The 23,773-nt window shown below is 69.1% G+C and carries 22 protein-coding genes and 2 pseudogenes; 7 read left to right on the forward strand and 17 right to left on the reverse strand.

What is annotated here, in order from left to right; genetic code table 11:
- Window positions 1–281 precede the first annotated feature (281 nt).
- The gene (locus ACWGKT_RS42000; RefSeq protein ID WP_356158607.1) at window positions 282–776 is read right to left on the reverse strand and encodes a hypothetical protein; all 495 of its coding nucleotides are present in this window, start codon (window positions 774–776) and stop codon (window positions 282–284) included.
- 361 nt (window positions 777–1,137) lie between these two features.
- Entirely contained in the window at window positions 1,138–1,569 is a 432-nt protein-coding gene (locus tag ACWGKT_RS42005; RefSeq protein WP_453277830.1) for a peptidoglycan-binding domain-containing protein, read from the reverse strand.
- Window positions 1,570–1,739: 170 nt separating this feature from the next.
- On the opposite strand from ACWGKT_RS42005, the gene ACWGKT_RS42010 reads away from it, so the two are divergent.
- Window positions 1,740–2,735, forward strand: a complete 996-nt coding sequence (locus ACWGKT_RS42010; RefSeq protein WP_453277831.1) for a helix-turn-helix domain-containing protein — start codon at window positions 1,740–1,742, stop codon at window positions 2,733–2,735.
- Between the two features lie 60 nt (window positions 2,736–2,795).
- On the opposite strand, the gene ACWGKT_RS42015 is transcribed toward ACWGKT_RS42010, so the two are convergent.
- Both ACWGKT_RS42015 and ACWGKT_RS42020 read right to left on the reverse strand, forming a co-directional pair.
- Window positions 2,796–2,948, reverse strand: coding sequence for a helix-turn-helix domain-containing protein (locus ACWGKT_RS42015; RefSeq protein WP_453277862.1), 153 nt, complete (start codon window positions 2,946–2,948; stop codon window positions 2,796–2,798).
- A 91-nt stretch (window positions 2,949–3,039) separates the two neighbouring features.
- The gene (locus tag ACWGKT_RS42020) at window positions 3,040–5,331 is read right to left on the reverse strand and encodes a discoidin domain-containing protein (protein ID WP_453277832.1); all 2,292 of its coding nucleotides are present in this window, start codon (window positions 5,329–5,331) and stop codon (window positions 3,040–3,042) included.
- Window positions 5,332–6,415: 1,084 nt separating this feature from the next.
- On the opposite strand from ACWGKT_RS42020, the gene ACWGKT_RS42025 reads away from it, so the two are divergent.
- The 4 genes from ACWGKT_RS42025 (at window position 6,416) to ACWGKT_RS42040 (ending at window position 8,711) form a co-directional block, all read left to right on the forward strand.
- Window positions 6,416–6,784: an STAS domain-containing protein gene (locus ACWGKT_RS42025; RefSeq protein WP_453277833.1), complete on the forward strand. Its 369-nt coding sequence runs from the start codon at window positions 6,416–6,418 to the stop codon at window positions 6,782–6,784.
- Window positions 6,785–6,881: 97 nt separating this feature from the next.
- Entirely contained in the window at window positions 6,882–7,133 is a 252-nt protein-coding gene (locus tag ACWGKT_RS42030) for a hypothetical protein (protein ID WP_453277834.1), read from the forward strand.
- Window positions 7,134–7,697: 564 nt separating this feature from the next.
- A complete protein-coding gene (locus ACWGKT_RS42035) occupies window positions 7,698–7,982 on the forward strand; it encodes a hypothetical protein (RefSeq protein ID WP_453277835.1) in 285 nt (94 codons plus the stop codon).
- 519 nt (window positions 7,983–8,501) lie between these two features.
- Window positions 8,502–8,711 carry a hypothetical protein gene (locus tag ACWGKT_RS42040; protein WP_453277836.1) on the forward strand — a complete coding sequence of 70 codons (210 nt, stop codon included), beginning with the start codon at window positions 8,502–8,504 and terminating at the stop codon, window positions 8,709–8,711.
- Window positions 8,712–8,883: 172 nt separating this feature from the next.
- On the opposite strand, the pseudogene ACWGKT_RS42045 reads toward ACWGKT_RS42040, so the two are convergent.
- The 4 genes and pseudogenes from ACWGKT_RS42045 to ACWGKT_RS42060 all read right to left on the reverse strand — a co-directional run.
- Window positions 8,884–9,185, reverse strand: a pseudogene (locus ACWGKT_RS42045) (PPOX class F420-dependent oxidoreductase); the annotation flags it as partial.
- Window positions 9,186–9,271: 86 nt separating this feature from the next.
- Window positions 9,272–9,913: a hypothetical protein gene (locus ACWGKT_RS42050; protein ID WP_453277837.1), complete on the reverse strand. Its 642-nt coding sequence runs from the start codon at window positions 9,911–9,913 to the stop codon at window positions 9,272–9,274.
- A 621-nt stretch (window positions 9,914–10,534) separates the two neighbouring features.
- Window positions 10,535–10,903 carry a PRC-barrel domain-containing protein gene (locus ACWGKT_RS42055; RefSeq protein ID WP_356158627.1) on the reverse strand — a complete coding sequence of 123 codons (369 nt, stop codon included), beginning with the start codon at window positions 10,901–10,903 and terminating at the stop codon, window positions 10,535–10,537.
- Window positions 10,904–11,143: 240 nt separating this feature from the next.
- Window positions 11,144–11,359 (reverse strand): hypothetical protein, encoded by a 216-nt coding sequence (locus ACWGKT_RS42060; RefSeq protein ID WP_453277838.1) that lies wholly within the window; start codon window positions 11,357–11,359, stop codon window positions 11,144–11,146.
- A 565-nt stretch (window positions 11,360–11,924) separates the two neighbouring features.
- Here ACWGKT_RS42060 and ACWGKT_RS42065 point away from each other — a divergent pair.
- Window positions 11,925–12,584, forward strand: a complete 660-nt coding sequence (locus ACWGKT_RS42065) for a TetR/AcrR family transcriptional regulator (protein ID WP_453277839.1) — start codon at window positions 11,925–11,927, stop codon at window positions 12,582–12,584.
- Here the strand turns inward: ACWGKT_RS42065 and ACWGKT_RS42070 are convergent.
- From ACWGKT_RS42070 to ACWGKT_RS42100, 7 genes are all read right to left on the reverse strand, one after another.
- Window positions 12,568–12,855, reverse strand: a complete 288-nt coding sequence (locus tag ACWGKT_RS42070; protein WP_453277840.1) for a hypothetical protein — start codon at window positions 12,853–12,855, stop codon at window positions 12,568–12,570. The genes ACWGKT_RS42065 and ACWGKT_RS42070 overlap by 17 nt on opposite strands.
- Window positions 12,856–12,862: 7 nt before the next feature.
- A complete protein-coding gene (locus tag ACWGKT_RS42075) occupies window positions 12,863–13,318 on the reverse strand; it encodes a hypothetical protein (RefSeq protein ID WP_453277841.1) in 456 nt (151 codons plus the stop codon).
- A gap of 564 nt (window positions 13,319–13,882) precedes the next feature.
- Window positions 13,883–15,619, reverse strand: coding sequence for a carboxylesterase/lipase family protein (locus ACWGKT_RS42080; RefSeq protein WP_453277842.1), 1,737 nt, complete (start codon window positions 15,617–15,619; stop codon window positions 13,883–13,885).
- Between the two features lie 40 nt (window positions 15,620–15,659).
- On the reverse strand, window positions 15,660–16,904 hold the full coding sequence (locus tag ACWGKT_RS42085; protein WP_453277843.1) for a choice-of-anchor Q domain-containing protein: 1,245 nt from the start codon (window positions 16,902–16,904) through the stop codon (window positions 15,660–15,662).
- A 558-nt stretch (window positions 16,905–17,462) separates the two neighbouring features.
- A complete protein-coding gene (locus tag ACWGKT_RS42090; RefSeq protein ID WP_453277863.1) occupies window positions 17,463–17,912 on the reverse strand; it encodes a hypothetical protein in 450 nt (149 codons plus the stop codon).
- 248 nt (window positions 17,913–18,160) lie between these two features.
- Window positions 18,161–18,523, reverse strand: a complete 363-nt coding sequence (locus ACWGKT_RS42095; RefSeq protein WP_453277844.1) for a hypothetical protein — start codon at window positions 18,521–18,523, stop codon at window positions 18,161–18,163.
- 408 nt (window positions 18,524–18,931) lie between these two features.
- Window positions 18,932–19,111, reverse strand: coding sequence for a hypothetical protein (locus ACWGKT_RS42100; RefSeq protein ID WP_453277845.1), 180 nt, complete (start codon window positions 19,109–19,111; stop codon window positions 18,932–18,934).
- 504 nt (window positions 19,112–19,615) lie between these two features.
- Between ACWGKT_RS42100 and ACWGKT_RS42105 the strand changes: the two genes are divergently transcribed.
- Entirely contained in the window at window positions 19,616–22,027 is a 2,412-nt protein-coding gene (locus ACWGKT_RS42105) for an ADP-ribosyltransferase domain-containing protein (protein ID WP_453277846.1), read from the forward strand.
- Between the two features lie 94 nt (window positions 22,028–22,121).
- Here ACWGKT_RS42105 and ACWGKT_RS42110 read toward each other — a convergent pair.
- Window positions 22,122–22,286: pseudogene (locus ACWGKT_RS42110) on the reverse strand (ISL3 family transposase); the annotation flags it as partial.
- A gap of 13 nt (window positions 22,287–22,299) precedes the next feature.
- Window positions 22,300–23,751 (reverse strand): 3-hydroxybutyrate oligomer hydrolase family protein, encoded by a 1,452-nt coding sequence (locus ACWGKT_RS42115; protein WP_453277847.1) that lies wholly within the window; start codon window positions 23,749–23,751, stop codon window positions 22,300–22,302.
- Window positions 23,752–23,773 lie beyond the last annotated feature (22 nt).

The following is a 23,773-nucleotide window of genomic DNA, read 5'->3' on the forward strand; positions in this document are numbered from 1 at the left end:
GCCGTCACCACCACGAGTACGAGGAGCGTGCACCGCTCTATAGCAAGGCGTTCAGTCGCCTGGCTGATCGACGATGTCGCGGTCCTCGACTCGAACGGCCCGGAAGTGCATCTGCCCCACCGGAACCGTTAGCAACGAATTAGGGAACCAACGAGACTCCTGTACCGGTGGGTTGAGACTTCGAACATCTCCCTCAACGGCACGGGAGCCTCGTGCATTGCGGGCCCCCTCACGGTCACTCGATCAGTGGCCACGTTGACATTGCTCAGTAAATACCAAGCTCAGTACCAGCCGATCCATGGGCCCTGAGATGGTGCGGTTTGACGCTTGAAGTGCTCGATTCCATCCGGCCCCCAGGCACCGACCCAAATGCGGCCGTCCGAGAAATAGCCGTTCCGTGGAGAGCTTACGAGGTTTCCGCCGAGGTCTTCCCAGCCGGACCAGCCCCCGCTCGCTGCAGAATCCTGCCACTTGTGGAACATCTCGTGGTAGATGCCGATCACGAATACATCCAGACGGCAGTCCGAGTTGCGTGCTGCCGAGGGGTTGTAGATTATTGCCCCGCCGAGGCTCACCCAACCACTCCATGAACTGGTGTCATAGGGGCGGTTTTCCCACCGGTGCCACAACGCGTTGTCGCTTCCGCGAGTGAACTCCTCCCGACGTCCGTCACAGTTGTTGATGCCGAACACCGGATTCGGGAGGGTGACACTGGCCAACGGTACAGCGCTGTGGCTCACCGGCGCGGTAGTGGCTTGCTGGCGGGACGCGCCCACGGATGCGGCTCCCGCGACATCGATCGACAACGGCGCGGCTGCCCGGGAGACGGGAGGCGGAGCAGCGGCGACCGCCGGGGATGAGGTACCGACCGTCAAGGCCGCGCCCACCATCGCCCCAGCCGCCAAGGGTGTAGCAAGTCGAGCGATGGGCCTCTTCCTGTTCATGCGATTCTCGCTTTCTGCCGTTGTCGCAGGGGCATGACATGGCCCCCGGTCCTGTGTACTCCGGGCGTGAGCGTTACTCGTGGGGCCCCGTCCCGGCCGGCTGTTACGGCTTGCTTTTGCTGAGGGTGACGGTTTTCAGATCAGATGCCCCCTAATTCAACGGACAGGACACCTGACTTCGATGCGCGCTGATTCAGACGGTCGGACAACCGTTGTCAGAACGCAGCGCACTCCAGGTGTGCGTTCCAACCCGGCCGTCGACGGTGAGCCTTATGCTGCACCCCCTGTTGTTGTCCCACGTCTGGAATCCCTTGACAGCCGCGAGGGTCTTGCCTCCGAAGTCCCCGTCCACGCCGTCACCGTCGGGGCCGGTGGAGCCGAGGTTCCAGCCCCAGACGTAGACCAGCAGGCACTGGACTTCGCGAACCCGGTCGTTGTTGTTGCCGTACACCGTTTCGACGGTCCCGCTGTAGAAGCCGCACGACCAGGACTTGACCTGCGTTTTGGAGGCACTCATGGACGTGGACGCCGGGGTGGCGGCCGCGGTCCCGGCGGCGGTCAGGCCGAGGCCTGCCGCGAGGGCGGTTGCGGCGCACGCTGCGGCGAACCTGGTGCTGACGGACATGCTGATCTCCTCGTGTCGTCCTCGACGGGGAAAAGATCTCTTCTTCGAATGATTGACGGCCAGGAATAAATGACCGAATTCGGTTCGTGAAGGATGTTGCCAGCGGTGCCGCGAACTGGCAATCATATGTCGCCTGGACTTAATAGCCGAGGCCGCACGGGGGGAACGGCATGCTCCGCATTCATTTCACCGACGCTGATTTAGCGCGCACGCGCGTGGCCGCCGCCCCGGACCCGCTGTGGGAGATCACGTTCAGCCTGCACCGCTTCCAAACCCGCCAGGGCCGCTGGGCATACGCCGACTGGCATCGCCGCGCACTCGCGGCTCTGAGCGAGAAAGGGCTCGGCCGGGCGCTGCCGACGAGACTTCTGCCGCTGTTCCCGAGAGCCGCCTACTTCCCCGACTTCCTCAATCCCGCCGAGGCCTCCCTCGGCCTCGCCGCCGGCCTTGCGGCGATCGTGGACACCCCACCGGACCGGGTCCGCAACGAAGTGGGCCGTCTGGCTGTCCAGCCGACGGGCGCACCGCCGTGGCTCGCCGGTCTCACCGAGAAGGAGAACCGCGAAGAACTCGCCGCGGCACTCAAGGACTACCACAACGCCGCGATCGCCCCGTACGACGACCAGATACGCGCCCGCCTCGACAGCGACCGGCACATCCGCTGCCGTGCCCTGCTGCACGGCGGGGTGGAGCGGCTGCTCGGCAGCTTCGGCACGATGATGCGCTGGCGGGCTCCAGTCCTGCACGTCGAGTACCCGGTGGAGGACCGCGATCTTCATCTCGGCGGGCGCGGCCTGCTACTGGTCCCCTCGTACTTCTGCTGGCGGATACCAGTCGCGCTCTCGGACCCCGAACTGCCACAGGTGCTGGTCTACCCGCTGCACCCCGTGTCCGCCCCCGAAGCCGTCGGGACCCGTAGCGAGCGGCCTCTCGCCGTCCTCCTGGGCCGTACCCGTGCCAACGTCCTGCGCTCCACCGCGACCGGTGCCACCACCGGCGAACTGGCGCGGGCCGCAGGCATCTCGGCGTCGGCCGCCAGTCAGCACACCACCGCCCTGCGCGACGCCGGCCTGATCAGCACCCGGCGCAACGCGGCCTCCGTGCTGCACACCCTCACCCCTCTCGGGGCATCCCTGCTGCGCATGGGCAGACCCGGAGGGCCGTAGCCGCCTCGCTCAACCCAGCGCCCAAGAACCAACCGCCCAGGGACCGGAAGGCTGTCTGGGTCAGTGGCCCGAACGCTGGTAAACGCCCGGAGTGATGCCGTACGTACGCTTGAACCAGCGGTTGCAATGCGACTGATCCGAGAAACCTGACGCCGCAGCATCCGTCGGCACCATGCCGCTCGTTGGCAAACGCCGCGCCCGACGAAGACGGATTTCCCAACGGAGTCCTTCAGGACGTGGAGGACGTCAAGTGGGCGCATTGCGTCCCGGCCGGGCGAGGGGTTGCCCGGCCGGGTCTTCGGCGTCAGCCGATCGTCAGTATCCGGGCCTTGCTCGGCACTCCCTGGGCGTCGAGCGCGAACAGCATGTATGTCCCTGGCAGGGCGACGCCCGGGTCGGCCGGGATGTCGACCTGGTACGAGGTACCGGCCGTGCCCCGGAACCGCAGTGGCACACGGCGCTGGTCGTTGTCGGTGGAGTGGGTCGCCGCACTGGCGCGTACGAGGGCGAAGGAGGTGACCGCCTTGTCGGTGGTTACCGACAGCTGGGCGCCGTTGTCTGCCCGGCCGGGCACCTGACCGGTGATGGCCGGACGGGGCCTTTCGCTGCCGTCCGCGTTGAGCAGATACGGCGGGGTGAAGATCGCGCCGTCCAGGTGGTTCGTGGCGCAGTCCCCGCACAGGCCCCCGCCGCCGGAGAAGATCCGGCCGTCCGGCAGCAGATTGGCGACGCTGTGGTAGTTGCGCGGCACGGCCATCGCCGCGGCGGGCGTGAACTTCCCGGTGGCCGGATCCCAGATCTCCGGGGTCATGACGGACGTCGCGTCGCTGAACGGAACGGGGTAGGACTGTCCGCCGAACACCGCGACCTTCCCGTCAGGCATGACGACGCTGTTGCTGAACGCGCGCGCGAAGCGCATGTCCCCGGTACGGGCACTCACCGGCTGTCCGCCGCCGCTCGCGTCGACGGTGTAGGCACGGCTCGTGGCCTTGGCCTTCTCGTAGGCGGTGGCGCCGCCGAGGGTGAGCAACTTGTCGATGTCATACGCGACCGCGTTGCCGTTCATGGCGTCCTGGCTGTCAGCACGGGTCCCGGCCGGCGCGATGGTCCCGGCGCCCGCCGTGGTGATCCAGTTCATCTGCTTGCTCGGGCCGAGCTGCAGCACCCGGCCGTCCGAAGTGGCGTGCAGCCACTCATGGTTGTCCGCCCGGTAGGGACCTGCCGGGTCCGCGGTCATGGTCGGGGCGGCGGGAACGCCGGGCAGGGTGCGCCAGGTTGCCGTGGCAGGCGACCACACTTCGGCGTTCTTGCCGCCCGCGCCGCCGCTCCAGGAACCGCCCAGGACGAAGGCGTCGCCGTTGGACAGCAGGGTCATCGCCTGGTAGCCCCGGGGTATGTGCATGTCCGCAGTCGACGTCCAGGCGTCCGTCGCCGGGTCGTAGATGCTGGCACGCTCCGCGTTGCTGCCGCCGGTGACCAGGACGCGCCCGTCGGACAGGATGGCGATCCCCGGGCAGAACATGTCGTGCCCGGTGTTGTCGATACGCCGCTGTGAGACCTGACCAGTCGTCAGGTCCATGATTGCGGTCTGGGTGTAGCCATTGCTGCCGCCGAACCGGTCGACGCCGTACGCCGACCAGGCGAGCAGTTTGTTGTTCGGCAGGACGGCCGTGGCCACCGGCACCAGGGGGAAGCCCTTCACCGGACCCCACGCACCCGCTTGGGCGGGATCCGCCGGCCCGGCCAGCCGGATTTCGGCCGCCGAGGACCAGGGGCCGCGGCCGCCCGCCTCGGAGGTGGCGGTCAGGCGTACATACCGGGCCGTCACCGGCCGAACGAACGAGGCCCCCTTGATCGTGTCGTCATCGGCCCAGGTGCCGGAGGCCACCGGCGCACCGAAGAACGCACCGTCCGAGCTGGTGGTGACAGTGAAGACGCCGATCCGGCCGTTCGCCGAGCCCTGACGCGGCTGATAGGTGAGCTGGGAGACCGTGTGGGGCGTCTTCATGTCGATGGTGATGCTGTGCGGCAGCGCAGCGGGGGTCCCCGACCACTTGCTGTGCCAGATGGTGTCGGCATCGCCGTCCAGTACGTTGGCGGCGCGTCCGTCCTCCGCGGCACTCTCCTCGTCGCTTGCGGTGGCGGTCCAACCCTCGCGCGACAGGTCGACGACACCGGCGGTGGAACCTGGATCGCCGAGCAGGTCCAGCTCCGCCGCGGACGTCCATGGGCCCCGTCCGCCCGCTTCGGTCAGTGCCGTCAGCCGCACATACCGGGTGCCCTGCGCGGCGAAGGACAGCGTCTTGACCGTGGCGTCGTCCGCAAGAGTGCCGGAGGCCACCGGCCCGCCCCATGCCCGGCCGTCGTTGCTCAGCCGGATCTCGTACTTGCCGATACGGCCGTTGGGGCTGACGGCCCGCGGCCGGTAGACGATCGCCGACACCACGGCGGTGCGGTGCATGTCGATGGTGATGCTGTGCGGCAGCGGAGCGGGGGTGCCCGACCACTTGCTGTGCCAGATGGTGTCGGTATCACCGTCCAGTACGTTGGTGGCGCGTCCGTTCTCCGCGGCGCTCTCCTCGTCGCTGGCGGTCACCGTCCACCCGTCCCGTGGCAGCACTGGTGCAGCGGGTTCCATGGCGGATGCGGGCGCCACCGCGTGGTGTGGCGCGAACCCCGCACCGGTAGGGCCGGGCACCCCTGAGGCGTCGGCCTTTGCGTCTCCCTGGCCGAAGCCCGCCAAGGGGAGCAGTGCGGTGGCCACGGCCAGCAGCGCGACGAGGATGAGAGCGCGGGAACCTATCAGGGAACGCCATGGCTTGCGGGATGAGCCGGATCTGCGAACACGCGGTATCGGCACGGTGATGGTCTCCGAAGATGAGAAGGCGCCTTGCGACGCAGCCAGATGATGACCATCAACGGCTGTGTGGTGCCAGGGCGTACAGACGGTTCTGAGCCAATGAAGGCAGGTGGGCGCACCTGGGTTGAGCCGGGGTCGGCCAGGGTCGGGACGGACGGCGCTCAGACGCGATTACGTAACCCGCTAGCGTGAGTGCGACAGCGCCTATGCACCTGATCCTCATAGGGCGGTGTCCTTCCGGTGGAAGCATGCGGGAATGCCGCTGACGGGCCGTGCGAGTCAGCGCGACGAGCTTGTCCACCACCGATCACTAGGACAATCAGGAGCCGCCGAAATACGGATACGTGAAGTTCCCACGTGATCTTGGACACTCGATCTCTGTGCCGCGAGGGCGTGCTGGTGGCGCTGCCTGGCCTCGGCCGGGGTGAAATAGCCCAAGACCTTGTGCTTGCGCAGCCGGCGCCGATGGAACGCCCTCTTCAGCTCGGCGACCTCCTTCTTCAGAGCGCCCACAAACAGCGCCAGGCTCTCCCGTCGCGGAAGCTGACGGCCCCGATGCCGGGCGGGATCAGGGCCGTCTGACGCGCACGCCCCGCGCTCGGCTGCGGGCGTGCGCGCGTCTCCCGTACAAGGCACCCCACGCGCCCAGGTCACGCACCCGTCGCACCAAACCAGTCCGCCGCCACCGGCTCCCCAACCGCAGCGCCTCCCGAGAAGACGACGGCTCCCCCTTCCCGGCGGCACACAACCGCCTGGAACGCCCCGACTTGTCGAGCCGCGGGACGCCTGCCCTCCCAGCGGCCCGGACCATACTGAGCACATGGGTCACGCTGAAGGAACCGGCGGCGCCGAAGGACAAGGAGCACCGCAGCATGCGGTGATCCAGTACGAGCAGAACAACGCCTGGATCATCGTCGTCCCGGGCACCCCGGACATCAGCTCCATCGCCCCGCTCGCCAATGCGATGGAGAACGCCGCCAGGAAGCACACCCTCCTCGTCGTGGACGCCTCCGCCGTCACCTTCGCGGACTCGTCGTTCCTGAACCTGCTGCTGCGCATCCACCATTCCGGCACGACCGCACTCCGCCTGGTCGGCCCCCCACCACAGCTGCAACGCGTCCTGCTGCTCACCGGAGCCGACACCGTCCTCGACGTACGCGCCACCGTCCACGACGCCACCCTCCCCTAGTAGCAGCTGGGGCGCCCGTGGGAAGCAGGCGAATCCGCTGCATCGCTGGGCCTGGTGTTCCCGGGGTGGGAGGGATGTGGTCTGGGAGAATTCCTCCATGCCGGGGATTCAACTGCGGGAGCTCCGGGTGGACGCGGTCGCGCGGACGTACTGCGCCGAGACGGCGGCGACCGGCTTGGATCCCTGGTGGCTCTACGCCTTCTCGTCCATGTTCGCCTCGGTCCGCGAGCAACGCTGGGATCGAGTCTGCAACGACCACACCCGGCTGACCGGCCGCCTCCCCCTCGCTCTCCGCGATGTCCTATCGGCACAAGTGAGAGAACCTGACACTGCGGAGCAGGCCAACTGAACCACAGCCACCGCCTGACGGCTTGGCCTGCGAGCACGGGCCGGATTCTGACACCCGCCCGCGTCCGCAGGGGGTTTCAGAAACCTGCACGCGAGGACCGGGACACCAGCCGGCGCACCGAAACCGTCCCGCCCCGGGCCCTTGGTCGGCCGCCGGGTTCGAAGCACCGCCGCCGAGCAGCCCGCCATGATGTGGGCAGAGTGCTTGCCACCGGCGAGGCGTTCAGCCGTCCCGCCCACCAGGCGGGCTTCACCCGGGTCTGGGCGGCGCCTTCGACGAACAGCCCATCCGGATCGGCCGCACGGCACGCCGCGTGCTCGCTCCACCCCTCGTCCGCGCCCATCCTGATCCCGCCCATCTCCCCGACCGACCGGCCCCGCTCCCCCAACACGCGGAACATGCATGCGAGACCGTACGGCAACCGCAGCCGGGCAGGAAAAATCGTCACCTGCGCCGCCGTGTCACCATGTCACCCTACGTAGTAGCCAGCTACCTTCAGTGACGGATAGTGATAGCGGCAAGACGGAAGAGACGGGTGGACGACGGATGCGTGGGACGCGACGCGTGATGTGGGTGCTCGGAGCTTGTGCGGCGACGCTGACACTGGCGCTGGCGACGCCGGGCACAGCGCAGGCGGCCAACGGCGTGCTGATCATTGACGGGGCGCTGCACACGAACCCGTCGGGCTGCCTCCCGCTCGGGGACTTCGCGCCCTCGAAGGTCACCAACCTCACAGACGAGGTGGCCTTCGTGTGGTCAAGGCCCAACTGCACCGGACAGGTGACGCGCGCCGTGCTGCCAGGTCAGGTCGTGCGCCCGGCCCCCGGCATGAGCCTGTTCATCGCCTGACGGCACGTGGCGTTCGCTCCGCACCCCCGCATCGCAGGCTACTCCTGACCCGACAGACCGGTGCGGAGCGAAGGGGCGAGCCGCTCGCGGAACGGAGCGATCCTGGGATTCGCCAGCTCGCTCCGCAGGGCCGCGAGGGGCAACGGAAGGCTCGACACACGGGACGGAGCCGACGGCACTGGGTGCCGCGGTGAAGGCGGCCGGGGGACGGTTGCGCGACGCGAGAATCCGTCACTTTGCGCCGATCATCATGGAACGCCAAGCGCACCACGCTGGAAACCTCAGGCGAACACGCTGATCCCCCGGGGCCCGCAAACCGACGGCGCCGCCGTACCGGACGCCATGTGCGCCTATCGAAGTGCGGCAACGCATCCCTCGTTCACAGCGCTGCGAGGACGAAGGTCAACAATCCAGGGAGAGGGTGGCACTGCCCGCGAAGGCCAGGGGACCCCGTAGCAGGGCGCTGGTGTAGGTGGCTCCCTCGATGGGCTGCACGCCTGGGTCCTCGCACGGGAGGCGATGGTCCCGCTCAACTACGGCGCACCGAAGGCAGCGGCAGACCTCGCCGGACCAGGCCTGGCTCACCGCCGGCACCCGGCCGACCGCCGCGCCGGCACCCGGCCGACCGCCGCGGCGACACTGGCGGTCGCCGTCGCCGCCCGCGCCTACGCCCTCAACCACCCCAGCGAGCAGGCCCGCACCGCACTCACCGCCGCAGACGCCCCATGAACCGGCTCCCCGAGTCCGAGCGGTCGGACACGTGGCTGACGTACGGCGAGCAGAAACACCACGTCCACCTCAGCCACGCCTTCACTGCCCTCGGGGACACCCGCCCCGCCCGGGAGAGCCAGCAGCGGGCGCCGGAACTATCCGCGCCGACCAGCATGATGACGCGCGCCCTGCGGGTGCCCAGCGTGCTGTCCGCTCCCCGCAGGCGGCTGTCGAGAATCATGAGGCGGCCGAGGATGCCGTACTTGCGGGCGATGAGGGTGCGGTAGCGGGCGCCGGCCGCATCGGTGATCTCGACGGTGGCCGGGACCTGGTCACCGGTGGGGTTGCCGCGCAGCTCGCAGGGGCCCAGGAGGATGTCGCTGCGGGCCGGATCCGCTTGTCCTTCCAGGAGTCGGCGGGGGTGCGCAGGCCCAGCGTGTCGCCGTCGCGTACCACCCACACCGGGGTGGCGACTGGGGGTGTCCGCCGCCGTCACCACGGTCAGAGAGGGACCCGCGAACACCGGCCCTGAGCGTTGAACGAGCAGCAAACAGAACCGCTGCCGCGATGAGGCGCCGTTAGTGCAGGATGCTGACAGCGCGGGCGATGACGAGGAGCGAGGTCACCAGCGCGGAAACGCTCTGGACGCTCATCATGACCTTGGCGCGGGTAGACAGCGGCATGGTGTCTGTCGGGCTGAAGGCAGTGGAATTGGTGACGGACACATACAGGTAGTCCATCAGAGTGGGGACCCAGTCGGAGGTGCCACTGGCACCATCGGCGACTTCCTGGACGGCGTCGTCGTTCTCGTCCTGCGAGAACCGGAAGTCCGCAAGAGGCAACTCGGTACGGGGCGCCTGGGTGCGGGATACCGGGCCGCCCCTGTCCAACTCCCAGTACGCCAGACCGAAGACGATGATGTTGGTGAGCCAGACCTGTAATGCGGCCAGCAGCAGCGAGCGGCCGTCCTTCACCCCGGCGTACACCAGCTCGTGGACCAAAATCCCGAGGGCGACGAGATTGCTCGTCGCAATGACGGCAACGAGGGTCAAGGACAGCACACGGAAGACTCTGGTCTGACGGGTGAGGCGCTTCGGGTTGATCGCAACGAGCGGTACGAGCAGAAGACACTCCAGGGCGGGCAGCACATACCGGGGAGCGATCAGCAGCCGCTGCGGCAGACCCAGATACAAGATGATCGCGGCAAGGGTCGCGACCACCCCGGGCAGCCGTGCTTCCCCTCTCCGTTCATGACGAGGATGCCTGGTCTGGGCCTCTCCGCGCGGACGCGCCATGTCCCCCCTTCCGGGCAACTTCACAACAGGCTTGCAGCCACGCCCCGCAGAACCGGCGAGTTCGTACTCGGTGCCGCACCAGCCGCCGGACGCGTGATGCTCCCGGGTGACCGTGCATCTACACCATATGGTCGGCGCCGCCCTCCGCGGCGCTTCTCACGTGGTCACTGTCTGAGTTCCGATGCAGTTGCGGCGACCCGCTCCTCCACCTGAAGTCCGGGCAGATGCAAAAATCGGATGCTCGGACGTGCGTCAACACCCCGAGATCGAGGGGAAGCTACCTGGTGGCATCTCGGGACGCCGCGACGGGAAGCCCCCTTCTGCGTGGGCCCTTTCCCCCATGCGCCTGAACGCCAGTGTGCTGGACAGGGGTGCGAGGTGGCCGGGGCGGACCTCCGTGCATCGCGGGCCAGTGTCAGAGCCCGGCCGTGAACCGGCCGGTCGCGGAAACGGCGGTCAGCGCCGGGACAGCCAGACGAAGGAAAACCTACGGAGCATGGAAGTGGGCCCGAACTCGTCAAGTCCGGGCCCACGCACCCACGGAGGTCAGACGGAGCGGCCGCCGAACGGGGCGTCCGGACCGTAGTAGGTGCCCAGTTCCTCGCGGTAGCCGGCGTCGCCGAGGTGCTTGTCGCGGTGGAACTCGGGAGCGTTCTTGATCTGTTCCCTGGTGCGGTCGACCAGGATCTTCTTGTCTTCCGGGTCGATCCGGACCACGGTGCTCGCAGGGAGGAGAACCTCCTTGCCGAAGATCCAGATCCCGGTGTCCACGACCAGGTAGGCGTCACCGACCTCGTCGGAGTGCTTGTCGACCTTGCCGATGCTGCCGTCGGTCGCCTCGACCTTGTAGCCGGTCAGATCGGCACCGGCCAGGTGGCCCGAAGTCGACCTGTAACTCCACACACCCTCAGTCACGCGAAAACAACTCCTCCGGTAAACAAAAGACAGCGAGCATTTCGCTGCGTGCCTCATGCAGGGCGGGTTTTTGCTCTGCACCCACTCCGATTGCCCCGCACTGGCCGCTCCATTCATCCGGTACACGCGCTGAATTCAGCCAGACCCGGATCCGCTCAGCGGCGCCATAGGCCGCTACCGGGCGTGGGCGGGGCCCACGAAGCCGATCAGCCACAGCACCCGTACGACGATCGCGACCCATCAGAAGATCTTCAACGCAAAACCTGCACCGAAGAGCGTCAGAACCAGCAGAATAACAAGCAGCAGGGGCACCCTGATTATCAACGCCGGAAGCCGCGTGCCCAGACCTCCCCCGCTCACACATACGGATTTAAGAACCGCGATCATGCCGACGCTGAAATAGCCGGTCGGCCCATAGCCCTGAAATGACCTCCGCTGCATCAGGCCCCGGCCCACGCCTGATTGCCACCGCAACAGACTTTGCCGCACCCCGCCGCTGCCGCCCGCGGCGGCCAGGGGCGCAGCAACGCCGCTGTGCCCAGACAGCCGGGCTCAAGGCGGAAGCGGGACCGAGGAACTCATGACCGAGACGCGGTCGGCGTCGACCCCATCTTCTTCCGGCCCTTGCCAGTGGACAGCAGCACCTTTGCGACGCCCGGACACCAGGCGGCGGCCGCCAGACTCGCGGCGGCCACGCCGGTGCCCTCCTGTACGAGAGCCGCGACCTCCGGGGTAGCCAGGGAGAGAGCTCACCGCCGTGCGGCGGGGCGGCGGGGCGGCGGCATGTACCTCCCATCCGAGAACAGCCGCCTGGGTGATCGGGCCACGGCTGTTCAGGGCCTCGCCCAGATGCGAGTCCATCACCAGGCTGACGGGCGCAGGACACGCGGGTGATGCTGGCCGCTCCCGGCCGCCTCGCAAGCCAGCCCGTCAAGCAGCCGAACGGTGACCAGGGTCCTAGCCGAAGCCGTTCCACGTGGCCACCGGCATGGGTGGTCGACCTTCCTCTAGAGTCGGCCGTATGACGCAGGCACTGGCCGAGGACCGCGGTGGGCGGTCCCGCGACGCGATTCTCGACACCGCCAGCGAGCTGATGTCGCAGCACGGCTACGCGGCCACCTCCATCTCGATGATCTCCACCGCATGTGGTCTGCCGACCAGCTCCATCTACTGGCATTTCGGCAGCAAAGAAGGGATCTACGTCGCGGTGCTGGAGCGCGCCAGGACCGCTCTGCTGGCGGCCCTGCCTCCGGTCGAGGTGCCGGGCGCCGACGTCGCGCGGCGCCTGGACACCTTCCTCCAAGAGGTCGAGGACGCGCACCAGCGTCATCCGCACGGCGTGAAGCTGCTGATGGGGCTGAGCATCGTGCAACAGGACGCCAGCGCGGCGGCCGTGGCCCAGGTCCACGACTATCGCGACGCGCTGGTGACCTGGGCCCAGGAATCGGTGAGCGCCGTCTTCGGGCTGCGTGACCGCCCGGAGGTTTCGGGCGAACTGGCCCGCTTCACCCTCCGGATGGCGAGCGGAGCCGCCGTTGCCCGCTGGTTCGACCCGGACGCCGTCCTGGAGACCGGACCATTGCGCGTCGCGTTGCTGGCGCTGGCGGCCCACCACGGTGTTCCGATGCCCGGCACCGAGAGCCAGGCCCAGCCCTCGCCTGGCGTCACGAACGGGGAATGACGACCCGGTATTTGCCGCCAGGGGTCTGCGCGGGCGGTTCACGGGCGCACTCGATGCCCACCGCGTCCACCTGGTGGGCGGTGAGCAGGCCGGCCAGCCGCCTGCGCACCGCCTCCCACAGCCGGTCCTGATCGGCTCCGGCGGCGGCCCGCAACCGCACCCGCACCCGCACCCGCACCCGCACCCGCACCCGCACGGTGGTTGCCGACGTCTGCACGATCTGGAACAGGTCGATGTCCGGGATGCTTTCCAGGAGCGTCTCGAACACCATGGGCACGTTACGGACCAGCCCGCCGCCACGGCGCGGGAAGGACAACAGATTGGCGGCCCGGCCTCGGACCTTGATCGCGGGCGGCGGGTCTCCGCACGGGCACGGGTCCTCCCGCGAAGGGCTCCTGACCTGGCTGAGTGGGGCGGTGGTCGGCATCGACCGGGTCCAGGACCAACCAGTTGTTGTGGATGTGCGGCCATCCGAAGGGGCAGCCGTATCCCAGAGCGAGGCTCTCGTTGCAGCCATAGGTGTTGACCCACTGCGCCAGGAAGGCGGAGCGGACACGCAGGTGCTCGCGGTCGCTGATGCCCTCGGCCATCAGCGACACCACGGCCGGGGCGATGTGCAGACGACCGGCCAGTTGCCCGCCCGCGAGCAACGCGATCACATTGGCGCAGCCGCCCAGGAACACCGGCTGGTCCCGGTTGAGCTGGTCCACCAGTGCGGGCAGCGGGCTGTGCACCGACAGGACCCGGCTGCGCCGTGCGTGCAGCCGGCCCGCGGGAGCGGGCCATAACGGCGCAAGCGGCGAGATGGCCACTCGTGGCGACGACGTGCGCCGACCGCGTCCGGCGGGCGAGCATCCGTGCCGTCGAGGAGGCGGTGAGGGTGCGGTAGGCGGCGCGCAGCGGCAGGGGCCTGACCACCGCCGCGGCTCGGTCCTCGAGCAGTAACACACCGCGGTGCCCGGTGGTTCCGGAGGTGATCAAGACCAGGTATCTGCCCGGGAAGCGCTCGCCGACCCATGCGGGATCGGCGACGAAGGCTCGTACACGGTCGATGGTCGCCTCCCGATCGGTGACCCAGTCGTCGAAGTGGGCCATGAGCGTCTGTTTGTGCGTCACCAGCAGCAGCGCCGGGTCCTGCACGCGATCCGGCACGGTCCGGCACAGCTGTCGCTGGTACGGGGAGTGGGTGTGGCCGAAGGCGACCATCGAGGCCAGGCGCTCTCGCTGCCGCATCGCCAGTGCGTCAGGCCCCTGCCGCCGGCCCCGGCGCCCGTCCCGCAGCAAACCGAACGGCGAGGTCATTGCATGGCTCCTCCTGGGGTGGGGGAAGGCTGCCAGAACGCGCAGTGGTGGTCGGCGGCGAAACCGGTCGTGGGGGCGATTCGGTCCGGTGCCAGCACCTGGATACGGTCCCCGGCGGCCGTATGGCGCGGCCACGCCGGTGCGCCGGGCCCGTTGGGATTGCCGGTGGCCGCGAACCGCGCCCAGTAGGCGGTCATCGTGGCGGACAGCCGCCGCTGGGCAGGCGTCAGGGGCCGTACGGCATCCATCGGGAAGAGGTAGGCCAGTTCGGAGGCGTGGAACGCGCCCTGCGGGGTGTGCGGCGCTGGGATGAAGGGCGGCGCCTCGGGGTCGTTGAACTCGTAGGCGTACACGGGCACCCGGCCGCTGTACAGGCGGCTGTCGGCTCGTGCCGGGCAGGCGAACCGCTGGTCGGTGCCGACGGCGGAATAGGCCAGGTCGGGGGACGGATATGCGGATGCGGGATACGTACCGAGAACCGCGGCCGCACGGTCGCCGTACTGGAGCCTGATCAGGGCGGCGTACGAGGCGGGGGTCAGCGGGCCGTCGCCGAGCAGATCCACGTACAGCGCGGTGAAGTAGCGGTATTCGTCGTGGGTGCTGCCGCTCAGCGTCGGGACCGCGTTCACCCGGCCCTCGGCCCACGCCGTGTGCGCGGGGCGCGGAAGGACGCGCGGACCGGTGTTCGCTCCCCACAGGGATGGGGAGCCGGTGCCGGTGGCGCGGATGAGCTCGGCGGTGGGTACGGCGCGCAGACAGGCCGCCGCGGTCGACGGATCGGCGCAGCCGACCGAGGACGCGAAGTCACTGCCCTTCCGTTCGGCCGCGTCGAGCGTGAGTGTGGTGAGCCCACCCTTCGAGGCGCAGCTTCCGCTCTGCTGGATGGCCCGGTGGAACAGGCCCTTGGCGGTCGGCGAGGCGATATGGAGACAGGTGTCCGCGGACCCGGCGGACTGGCCGCCGAGCGTCACCCGGTTCCGGTCGCCGCCGAACGCGCCGATGTTGCGCCGCACCCAGCGCAGGGCGGCCTGCTGGTCCATCAGGCCGTAGTCCCCGGAGGCGTGGTCCGCGCTCTCGTCCGACAGGGCGGGGTGGGCGAGGAACCCCAGGGCGCCGAGACGGTAGTTGACCGTCACGACGACCATGCCGCGGGCGGCTAGCGCGGTGCCGTTGTAGTCGCTGCCCGCGCCGTAGACGTTGCCGCCGCCGTGCAGCCACACCAGGACCGGGAGGTGTCGGCCGCTCGTGCGGGCGGGGGTCCACACATTGAGGTACAGGCAGTCCTCCGTGGTGCTGCCGGTGCGGTTGGACTCACCGGGCAGGATGGGGCCGCCGTCGGGTAGCAGCGTCAGTGGTGCCTGGGCGCAGGGGTGAGCCGGTGCGGTGGCATCCCGTACGCCGGACCACCGTGCGGCGGGCCGCGGCGGACGCCAGCGCCGCTCGCCCGTCGGCGGTGCGGCGAAGGGGATGCCCTGGAAGACCCGTCCGCCGTCACGGCCCATGGCGCCGCGCAGCCAACCGTGGGAGGTGCGCACGATCAGGGGGTCGCTCCCGTCCCCGGCCGAAGGCGACGACGGGAGCGGGATGAGTGATAACGACAGGGCCGCGACGGCGGTCATGGCCCGAACGAGAGTGTGGCCCAGGCGGGGGGACAGGAGGGTGCCCGGCCGGTCAGACCGGGTGCGGCGCAAGTGGTGGGACAGGATGCGGCGCAGGACCTGAGATCGCGTCACAGATGGCTCCTGATGGCGATGCGGGTGCGGGCAGGGACCGTCATGGCGTGTGCTCGTATGCGCCGATGTCGCAGGCGTTGCCCTGGGGACGGCCCACACCGCGCTGATCGGTGGCCGGGCAGCCGTCTGCCGCGTCCAGGGCGGGGCTGCCGGGCAGCAACGCGGCGGTGTCGGTGGGGCCGCCGTTGTCGGCGAGCGGTCCGGTCAGCGGGGCGCGGCTGGGCAGATCGCCCGCGCCGGTGAGCCGGCAGCTGCCGTCGCCGTCGAGGTTGTGGCCTTGCGACTCGATAGCGGCGAAGGCCTTCTTGCAGTTGGCGGGCGCGCCGGCAACGGTGTTGCCCGCGACGATGGAGTTGCGCAGGGTCATTCTCCCCAGGGGTAGATCGATGATGTCGGGGATGGGCGCGGGCAGACTGTCGAGGTAGGCAGGAGCGATGTTGATCCCGCCTCCGCCGTCGCTGGAACTGTTGCCGATGATGGTCGAGTTGAGAATCTCCACGGGCCCCCGGCCGCGGATGTCGATGCCTCCGCCGTACCCGGCGAGGCTGCCGGGGCGGTCGCCGGGGTTCGTCACCCGGTTGTCCGCGATGGTCGAGTTGGTCACCGTGCCGGTCTCGTCGAACCTGATGCCGCCGGCCTCCCCCGCGACGTTCCGGCTGACGGTGCTGTCGATCAGATCCAGGTGGGAGTCGGGGATGTTGAAGATGCCGCCGCCGTAACCGGCCGAGTTCCCGGTCACGGCGACCCGTCGCAGCGTCATGTGGTGTCCGTTGGCGATGGCGCCACCACCGGTGTCGGTGATGGGCAGTTCGCGCTCCTTGGCCACTCCCCCGGTGATCGTCAGATCGGACAGCTGGGAGTCTGCCTGCATGCGAAAGGCGCGGTCCACATGGTTGGCGTCGATGACGGTGGTCCGTGCCCCGGCGCCCTTGATCGTGATGGGGGCGGCAACGTTCAGGTCGCCCGTGGTCGGGTCGGGATGGTCGCCGTTGATCAGCCGGGGGTTGGGCGGGATGGTCAGCCGGTAACGGCCGGGAGGCAGAGTGATTTTACTGCCGGGCTGGGCGTTGGCGGCCATCACGGCGGCGCGCAGACTGCACGCGCCCGAGGCGGTGCGGCACCGGCCGTCCGACGCGTCCGCGTCCACCTCGTCTGATGTCGTGTTCACGGTGAACTCCGCCGGTCCGGTGGCCTCGGACGCGGCGGCGCTGGAGGCGGGAACGGCCAGGGGCGCCGCCATGGCGATGACGGCGGCGAGTGCCGCCGATGGGGTGCTGAACCTCATCCGGTGAACTCCTCTGGGCAAGGAATCTGGGCGTGCGAGGTCGCTGTCTTTTGCGAGGACTTCTTGCTTGTGTGCAATCGCTGGCTCGTACGAGGAAATCGGCCGTACCGGGCCGATGTGTTGCAAGGAGCAGCGAGGCAGGCCGGAGGGCAGCAGAGGGCCCAGCAGAGCGAGTGCGGCCCGCCGTCTGTAGTGAGCGTTCCATTCAGAGACACCCGTGTCCAGAGAGATGACGGCGCACTGACGCTCTGTCACCGGTTGACGACGGCCCGCGCCCGAATCGCGGGTGCCCCGAGCGGCACGCAACGTCCGCCCCGGGGGCACCCCACATGGTGATCCTTCAATTACCGCCTGCGAAGGGCACGTTCCCGCAAGCCAGATGCGCCCTGGCCGTGCCAGCGTGGCCGCGACGTTGTTGCGCTGCGAGGCGCGCGGTGCCGTGATGCCTCGGGGAGCGTCATGCCGAGGTCGAGCCGGTGACGAGGACCCCGAGCACCTTGGTGATCACGTCGACCCGCCGGGTGACTCCAGGGAGAGGGACGTGACGAGTTCAGCTCCTCAGGGGCCGGGGCTCTCGTCCATTTCCATGCGGTGCGCCCCGTCGCGGCGGCACCGAGCAGTGCCACACGTCATGTCTGCCCGTGCCCGGACCGGCCCGTCAGACCAGGCTCGACGGGACGATTCCGCAGCGGCGCATCTTGCGGTACGTCGTGGCGCGGGAGATTCCAAGTCGTGCGCCGTGCGCTGGACGTTGGAGTTGCGGTCGATCAGCCCAGGCAAAATGGCGCCACGTTCCGGCGCCTCGATGGTGGTCAGGGCCTTGTGCGAGGACACCCGGCATTCCGGCGGGAGGTCCTCCGCCTGGGCTCTCCGGCCGGAAGGCCGCCGCGCCGCTCCGCGGATCACCGACTCGAGCTGCCGGACGTTTTCCGGCCAGGGGCATCGCTGTAGCAGGGTCAGCGCTTCCGGGGAGAAAATGCTCTCACCGCTCGGCCGGTACTTGCGCAGGAAGTACCGCGCAAGGCACTCGAGATCCCATGGCGATGGCGCAGGGGCGGCACCTCAGGGGTGCACGCGGCCGATGCGTCCTTGGCGGCGAACAGTGCCTCCACGGTCTGTTCCGCGGCCCCCCGTTCGGCGGGCAGGTCGAACCGGCGTGCCACCTCGGCCAGGACGGGGGCGCCGCGCTGGACGACGCCGAGGTTGCGCATCTGCTCGCTGGGCCGGACCCCTCGGTCACTTGAACTCCTGTTGGTTCATGCCTGTTCGAGCCGGGCCCGGAACCGCCATTCCAGACGATAGCGAGCGTGCAGGGCCGGGTGGTCGGTCGACCAGGTGATGACGCGCATGCCGTTCTCCTCCCGCCCGCCGGGGGCACTGGGTAGCGGGGACGCCTCGGCGGTCGTCGAGGTCTCGGTTCCCCACACCACCGGTTTGAGCGCGGTGGGAAACGCCAAGTCGACCTCCAGCTGCTCGGTGGGCAACCGGACGGTCCGCTGAAACCAGCGGCCCCACTTGGTGTCGCTGACGGTGTAGGTGTACCCGATCCACACCGAATCGCCGGGGCAGAGCGGGAAACGGCCCTGGTCGTTGTCGAACAGCAGCCACACCGTCGACACCGGCCGGCCGTACGGCAGCGGCGCCCCGGCACAATCACATCCATGCGGTCACCAACTGACGACACACCGCGTGGGCGTTGCCAGGTCTTTTCGTAGGCGAGGCCGAACTGGGGTGGTTCAGCGGTGACCGGCGCGACATCGTGGAGAAGATCCAGCCCGGGTGGCCGCCTGCCGCTGCAGAGCCCGCCCGGGGCGGCGTAGGTCTGGGCGACGAAGTGGCGCCGCGAGCAAGGGGGTGCGCAGAGGGAGCGGGTGGGATGCCGCATCGTGGGACCGGTGACTTCGCCGAGCCCGCAATGAAGGGCGACGGCCCCATCACCGTCGCTCTCCACAACTGGTCGGACCCTGGTCCTGGTTCCCGCCGACGAGTGCGCGCAGGTCAGCGGGTCGAAGGGTCAGCGGCGGTCGTCACTGCCTGGACTGGTTGCTGTCGCTCGACAACGTCTTTACTCCGGCGGAGTTCATGTCTGGGGGAGCGGCAGCCATGGTGAGAATGTCAGCCATGTCATCGGCACCATCGTTGGGCTGCCGGTCCACCTCCCCCAGCCGGTCACGTTCGGGGTCTGCGGAGAAGTCCTGTTCACCCATGCTCAGTTCGAGCAGGCCAGGTCCTGGCGCACACCTGATCATTGTGTGCTGCTGGGACCCGAGCGGGTCCAGGAACTTCAGTGTGCTGGCAATGGAGGACGGGTCAACCATGTGGCTGGGCTGGCATGCTGACCCGATGACACCCCAGCAACCTAGGAGAATTGGCAGGGCGGCGTCGATGGGGAGGTCTTCTTCTCGCTCCCACGGGCGAAGGGGCCGCCGATCTGCCGGCCAGGCTGACTGGGCGCGGGCACACTCGCCGGGTTTCAGTCGTGAGGTGCCCGGGCGTGCCGCCGGGACGGTCCGAGGGCCAGGCCCCGCCCGACTCATGTACCCCGATCAGCGGGTGCACGGCGAGTAGGACACGGGCGTGTGCGGCCACCGGTCGGTGCGGGCTCACCGGAGCATGACGGCAGGTCACCGGCCCCTTGTCGGAGCTGCGTTGTCAGTGGTGGGAGATACGTTCGAGGTCTTGGAACCGCTGTTGCACGACAGGAGTGGACGATGACCGAGAGCAGTGTGCTGCCCGCGCTGAGGGTGGTGCTGACGGACGTCAACGAGCGTGTGGTGGAGGCGTGGCGCGCCGCGTTCGGCGACACCCCCGGCATCGAGATCCGCAAGGGCTCGATCCTCGACGAGGACGTCGACGCCTGGGTCACCCCCACGAACTCCCGGGGCCGGATGGACGGCGGGGTCGACGCCGTCATCAAGCGGTACCTGGGGTCCGGCATTCAGGTGCGCGTCCAGCGGGCGATCCGCGACCGGTTCGCCGGACCCATGCCAGTGGGCAGCGCGGTCTGCGTCCCGTCCGGCGCGACCGTCCCCCGGTACCTGATATCGACGCCGACGATGGTGCGGTCCTCGCAGGACGTGAGTGCCACGCTGAACGTGGCGCTGGCGTGCGCGGCCGCTTTCCAGGCCGTCCACCGGCAGAACCGGAAGAAGCCGGGCAGTATCCGGTCCGTGGCGCTGGTCGGGATGGGGGCGCAGACCGGCCAGGTGCCGGCCCGGGTGTGCGCCAATCTGATGTGGACCGGCTACACGCTCTTCCACGACCACTGGTTCGAGGACGACGACGAGCTGCGGTCCACGATCATCTCCCAGCTTCACGGGATCGAGAACGCGCCCGTCGACCAGCGGGTGCGCATCGTGCCGCCGGCGGCCGTCACGCCCGTCGCCCCCGCGTCGGCGCCCGAAACCGCCGCTCCCGCTCCCGGCGCCGACCCCTCCTCTCCTTCTGCCACGACGAACGAAAGCACCTGCGCGATGACCGGATCGACGACCGGCGTCCCGGCTCCGGGCCAGCCGCCGCAGCCCCAGCCCGACGCGAACGACCCACTCGCCCTGACCGAGCTCTTCGACGGCGGCGGGGAAGCCTGGCTCCCGCTGCTGAAGCCGGTCATCGAGGCGCAGTCGGACGCCGCACGGTTCATCGGGAAGGGCCGCAGCCACGAGGTGGTCCCGGTCCGCGAGCTGACGTTCCAGGCGCTCAAGCCGAACCCGCCGCACAAGTGGAAGGTCGTGGTCTTCGGTCAGAACCCGTACCCGCGGCCGGAGAGCGCCACCGGCATAGCCATGTTCGACAACACCTTCAGCGACTGGAAGGACAGCCAGTTCGGCCGGGTCGTCAGCATCCGGTGCCTCATCAAGGCGGCGGCGATGTGGAAGTACGGCATCGCCAAGAAGACCCCGATCGCCGACGTGCGGGCGCTGCTGAAGGAGCGGGACACGGTCCAGCCGCCGGAGTGGTTCCAGGCGATGCTGACGCAGGGCGTGCTCCTGCTGAACGCGTCGCTGACCGCGAGCGGCGACGGGGCGATGGGTGCCGACCAGCACACGGCGTTCTGGCGGCCGGTCGCCGAGCGGATCGTCGAGGAGATCCTCAAGGCCAAGCAGGACGCGAACGAGGAGGACCGCGGTGTCGTGTTCGCGTGGTGGGGGGCGCACGCCCGCAGCCTGAAGCGGGTCGTCCTGCGGCTCCAGCAGAAGTACCCGGACGTCGAGGTCCGGCACCTCGACCACGCGAACCCGGCGGCGCAGGGCGACATCTTCTGCGAGGGCGACCACTTCGCCCAGGTCAACGGGGCTCTGACCTCGCTGGGCGTCGACGGCATCGACTGGCTGCCGAGCAAGGGGTGGGACGGGCCGACAGCTGGCGTGGGCGGTGCGGACGGGGGTGTCGCGGCACGCATGGGCGCTTTCATCGAGTCGACCATGAACCTGCACCAGCTGTACCTGGAGCGCCTCACCAGCGTCAAGGACGAGGGCCTGGTCCTGCCCACGATCACCGGTGTCTTCGACACCCCGCTGATGGACTTCCAGGACGCCGTCGCCCCGGTCTCCACAGCGCTGTCCGGGCTCGCCGGGCACGTCCAGCGCTCCCGCGACTTCGGCAAGCAGCGTGCGGACCAGCCGGCTGGCGGCGGCCTGTCCGCCGACGCGATCGCCGCGCTCCACCTCTACACCTGCGAGTCGGCCTTCTACCGCGAGATCAACAGCGTTCTGCGCTCCCCCGACCGCACCAGGGTCACGCCCTATCTGCCGTACCTGCGGCTGCTGTTCTCGGCGGTCTCGGAGCTGCCGGCCTACACACAGCCGTTGTGGCGGGGGGTGTCGCTGGACCTTCGGGCGCAGTACCCGGTGGGCCGGACGGTGACCTGGTGGGGCGTCTCCTCATGTACCTCCGAGCTGAAGGTGGCCAGGGCGTTCTTGGGCAGTCGCGGCAAGCGGACCCTTTTCGAGGTGACGCCGGCCCGGGCGGTCGGGATCAAGAGCTTCTCCGCCTTCACCGGCGAGGAGGAGTACATCCTTACGCCGGGTACCCAGCTCAAGGTGACGGAGGTAAAGAGCGAGCCCCGCGGGCTGTGCACAGTCCGGCTGAGCGAGGTCACGGACGCCGCTCCCGTGGTGTCCTGAACCGCCCCCCGTTCCACGGTGGCCACGTCGTGGTTGCCGGACGCTCGCGCCCGGCAACCACGTGGCAGAGGCCAATACTGGTCCCGCCGCTGCCCCTGCTGCACCTAGCTAGTTGGGGCATCTCGGGGCAGGCCACCGTGAGCAGGGCCAGGAAGTCGTGATGCTCGGTCTTGAGGTTGTCGGGCCTGCTGAGCAGCATCCGGGCGAGGCGGCACGGAGAGATGTGGCCGCGAGCGGCGTCCGCAAGGCCTTGGTTGATCTACGAGTCTGGATTACCAACTCAGCGGACAACTGGTGAGCAGCGTGGCCGGATCCGCTCCGGCAGGGCGCGCAATGGTGTGGTCCGCGGGAGGCAGGCCGGCTCCGGCCAGCCACCGTTCGAGCGCCACGAAGGCGGAGCGATGGCAGGCAACCATCGGGCGGAGCTTGTCCGGGAAGGCGTCGACAAGCGAGTCGGTGTGCGTGCCGTTCTGGACGCGGTAGTAGCGCAGCAGCGCGCCCCGCCCGGCTTCGCGCACCATGCGAGCGTAGACGTCGGAGTCCTGGCTGATGGGAAGCAGCACGTCAAGCGTGCCCTGAAGGGTGATGAGCGGCTTGGCAATGCGTCCGGTCAGCCCGATGCGGTCGACGGCGCGGTGTACCGCGGGCGGCCGGGTGGCATAGTCGTAGTCACTGTCGCAGTTGGGGGTGCCCGAGGCGCAGAACGGCGTGCCCGCCTCGGTCGTCCCGTCGAAGCCGGGGTCCAGTTCCTCACGGTAGATGCGTTGGGTCAGGTCCCAGTAGACCTGGTAGTGGTACGGCCACAAAAACTCCGAGCCCGCCGGATAGCCGGCCTTGTGCATCGCCCTCAGGGCATCTTCGGCGCCGGGCCCGCCTGCGGCGTACACGGGATACTGGCGCAGCGCGGGCGGCAGGAAGGTCAGCGGATTGGGGCCATCAGAACGCCACAGTGTGCCCTCCCAGTCCACTCCGCCGTCGTAGAGCTCGGGGTTGTTCTCCAGTTGCCAGCGCACCAGGTAGCCTCCGTTGGACAGGCCGGTGGCGATGGTGCGGGCGGGCAGCCGGTGGTAGCGCTGCCGCACGACGGCGCGAGCGGCGCGGGTGAGCTGGGTGAAGCGCATGTTCCACTCCGCGATGGCGTTGCCGGGGCTGCGGCCGTCGCGGTAGAAGGCAAGTCCGGTGTTGCCCTTGTCGGTTGCGGCGAAGGCGTAGCCGCGTGAGAGCACCCAGTCGGCGATCGCGCGGTCATTGGCGTACTGCGCACGGTTACCCGGCGTTCCGGAGACCACAAGTCCACCGTTCCAGTGGTCAGGCAGCCGGATGACGAACTGCGCGTCGTGACTCCAGCCGTGGTGGGTGTTGGTCGCGGACGTGTCCGGGAAGTAGCCGTCGATCTGAATACCGGAAACACCGCTGGGCGTGGGCAGGTCCTTGGGCGTGAGTCCGGCCCAGTCGGCCGGGTCGGTATGGCCGGAGGCCACGGTTCCGGCAGTGGTCAACTCGTCGAGGCAGTCGGCCTGCTGATACGCCGCGCCCGGTACGTGCGGCACCTCGCGTGCGGCGCAGTGGCCGGCTGGTGTCCCGTCAGCCCCATGGGCGGGCGCCGCCGTGGCCGACGCGACGAGCGAACTGGCGGCCGCGAGCAACAGCGCACTGAGAAGGGCGGGCCGCCTGGCCCGTCTGCGGGGCGAGGCCATGACCGTTGCAGTGCGGAATGGGAGCATCCACTGTCTCCAAATCGAGTGG

It is taken from the genome of Streptomyces sp. NPDC054794, from assembly GCF_053611585.1.

Excerpts from the sequence above, each read along its gene's own strand:
- ACWGKT_RS42030 (WP_453277834.1), top strand. The coding sequence starts at position 6,882 with ATGCCGGGGATTCAACTGCGGGAGCTCCGGGTGGACGCGGTCGCGCGG.
- ACWGKT_RS42115 (WP_453277847.1), bottom strand. The coding sequence starts at position 23,751 with ATGCTCCCATTCCGCACTGCAACGGTCATGGCCTCGCCCCGCAGACGG.
- ACWGKT_RS42100 (WP_453277845.1), bottom strand. The coding sequence starts at position 19,111 with ATGGGTGAACAGGACTTCTCCGCAGACCCCGAACGTGACCGGCTGGGG.
- ACWGKT_RS42010 (WP_453277831.1), top strand. The coding sequence starts at position 1,740 with ATGCTCCGCATTCATTTCACCGACGCTGATTTAGCGCGCACGCGCGTG.
- ACWGKT_RS42105 (WP_453277846.1), top strand. The coding sequence starts at position 19,616 with ATGACCGAGAGCAGTGTGCTGCCCGCGCTGAGGGTGGTGCTGACGGAC.
- ACWGKT_RS42065 (WP_453277839.1), top strand. The coding sequence starts at position 11,925 with ATGACGCAGGCACTGGCCGAGGACCGCGGTGGGCGGTCCCGCGACGCG.
- ACWGKT_RS42040 (WP_453277836.1), top strand. The coding sequence starts at position 8,502 with ATGGTCCCGCTCAACTACGGCGCACCGAAGGCAGCGGCAGACCTCGCC.
- ACWGKT_RS42025 (WP_453277833.1), top strand. The coding sequence starts at position 6,416 with ATGGGTCACGCTGAAGGAACCGGCGGCGCCGAAGGACAAGGAGCACCG.
- ACWGKT_RS42005 (WP_453277830.1), bottom strand. The coding sequence starts at position 1,569 with ATGTCCGTCAGCACCAGGTTCGCCGCAGCGTGCGCCGCAACCGCCCTC.
- ACWGKT_RS42085 (WP_453277843.1), bottom strand. The coding sequence starts at position 16,904 with ATGAGGTTCAGCACCCCATCGGCGGCACTCGCCGCCGTCATCGCCATG.
- ACWGKT_RS42070 (WP_453277840.1), bottom strand. The coding sequence starts at position 12,855 with ATGGTGTTCGAGACGCTCCTGGAAAGCATCCCGGACATCGACCTGTTC.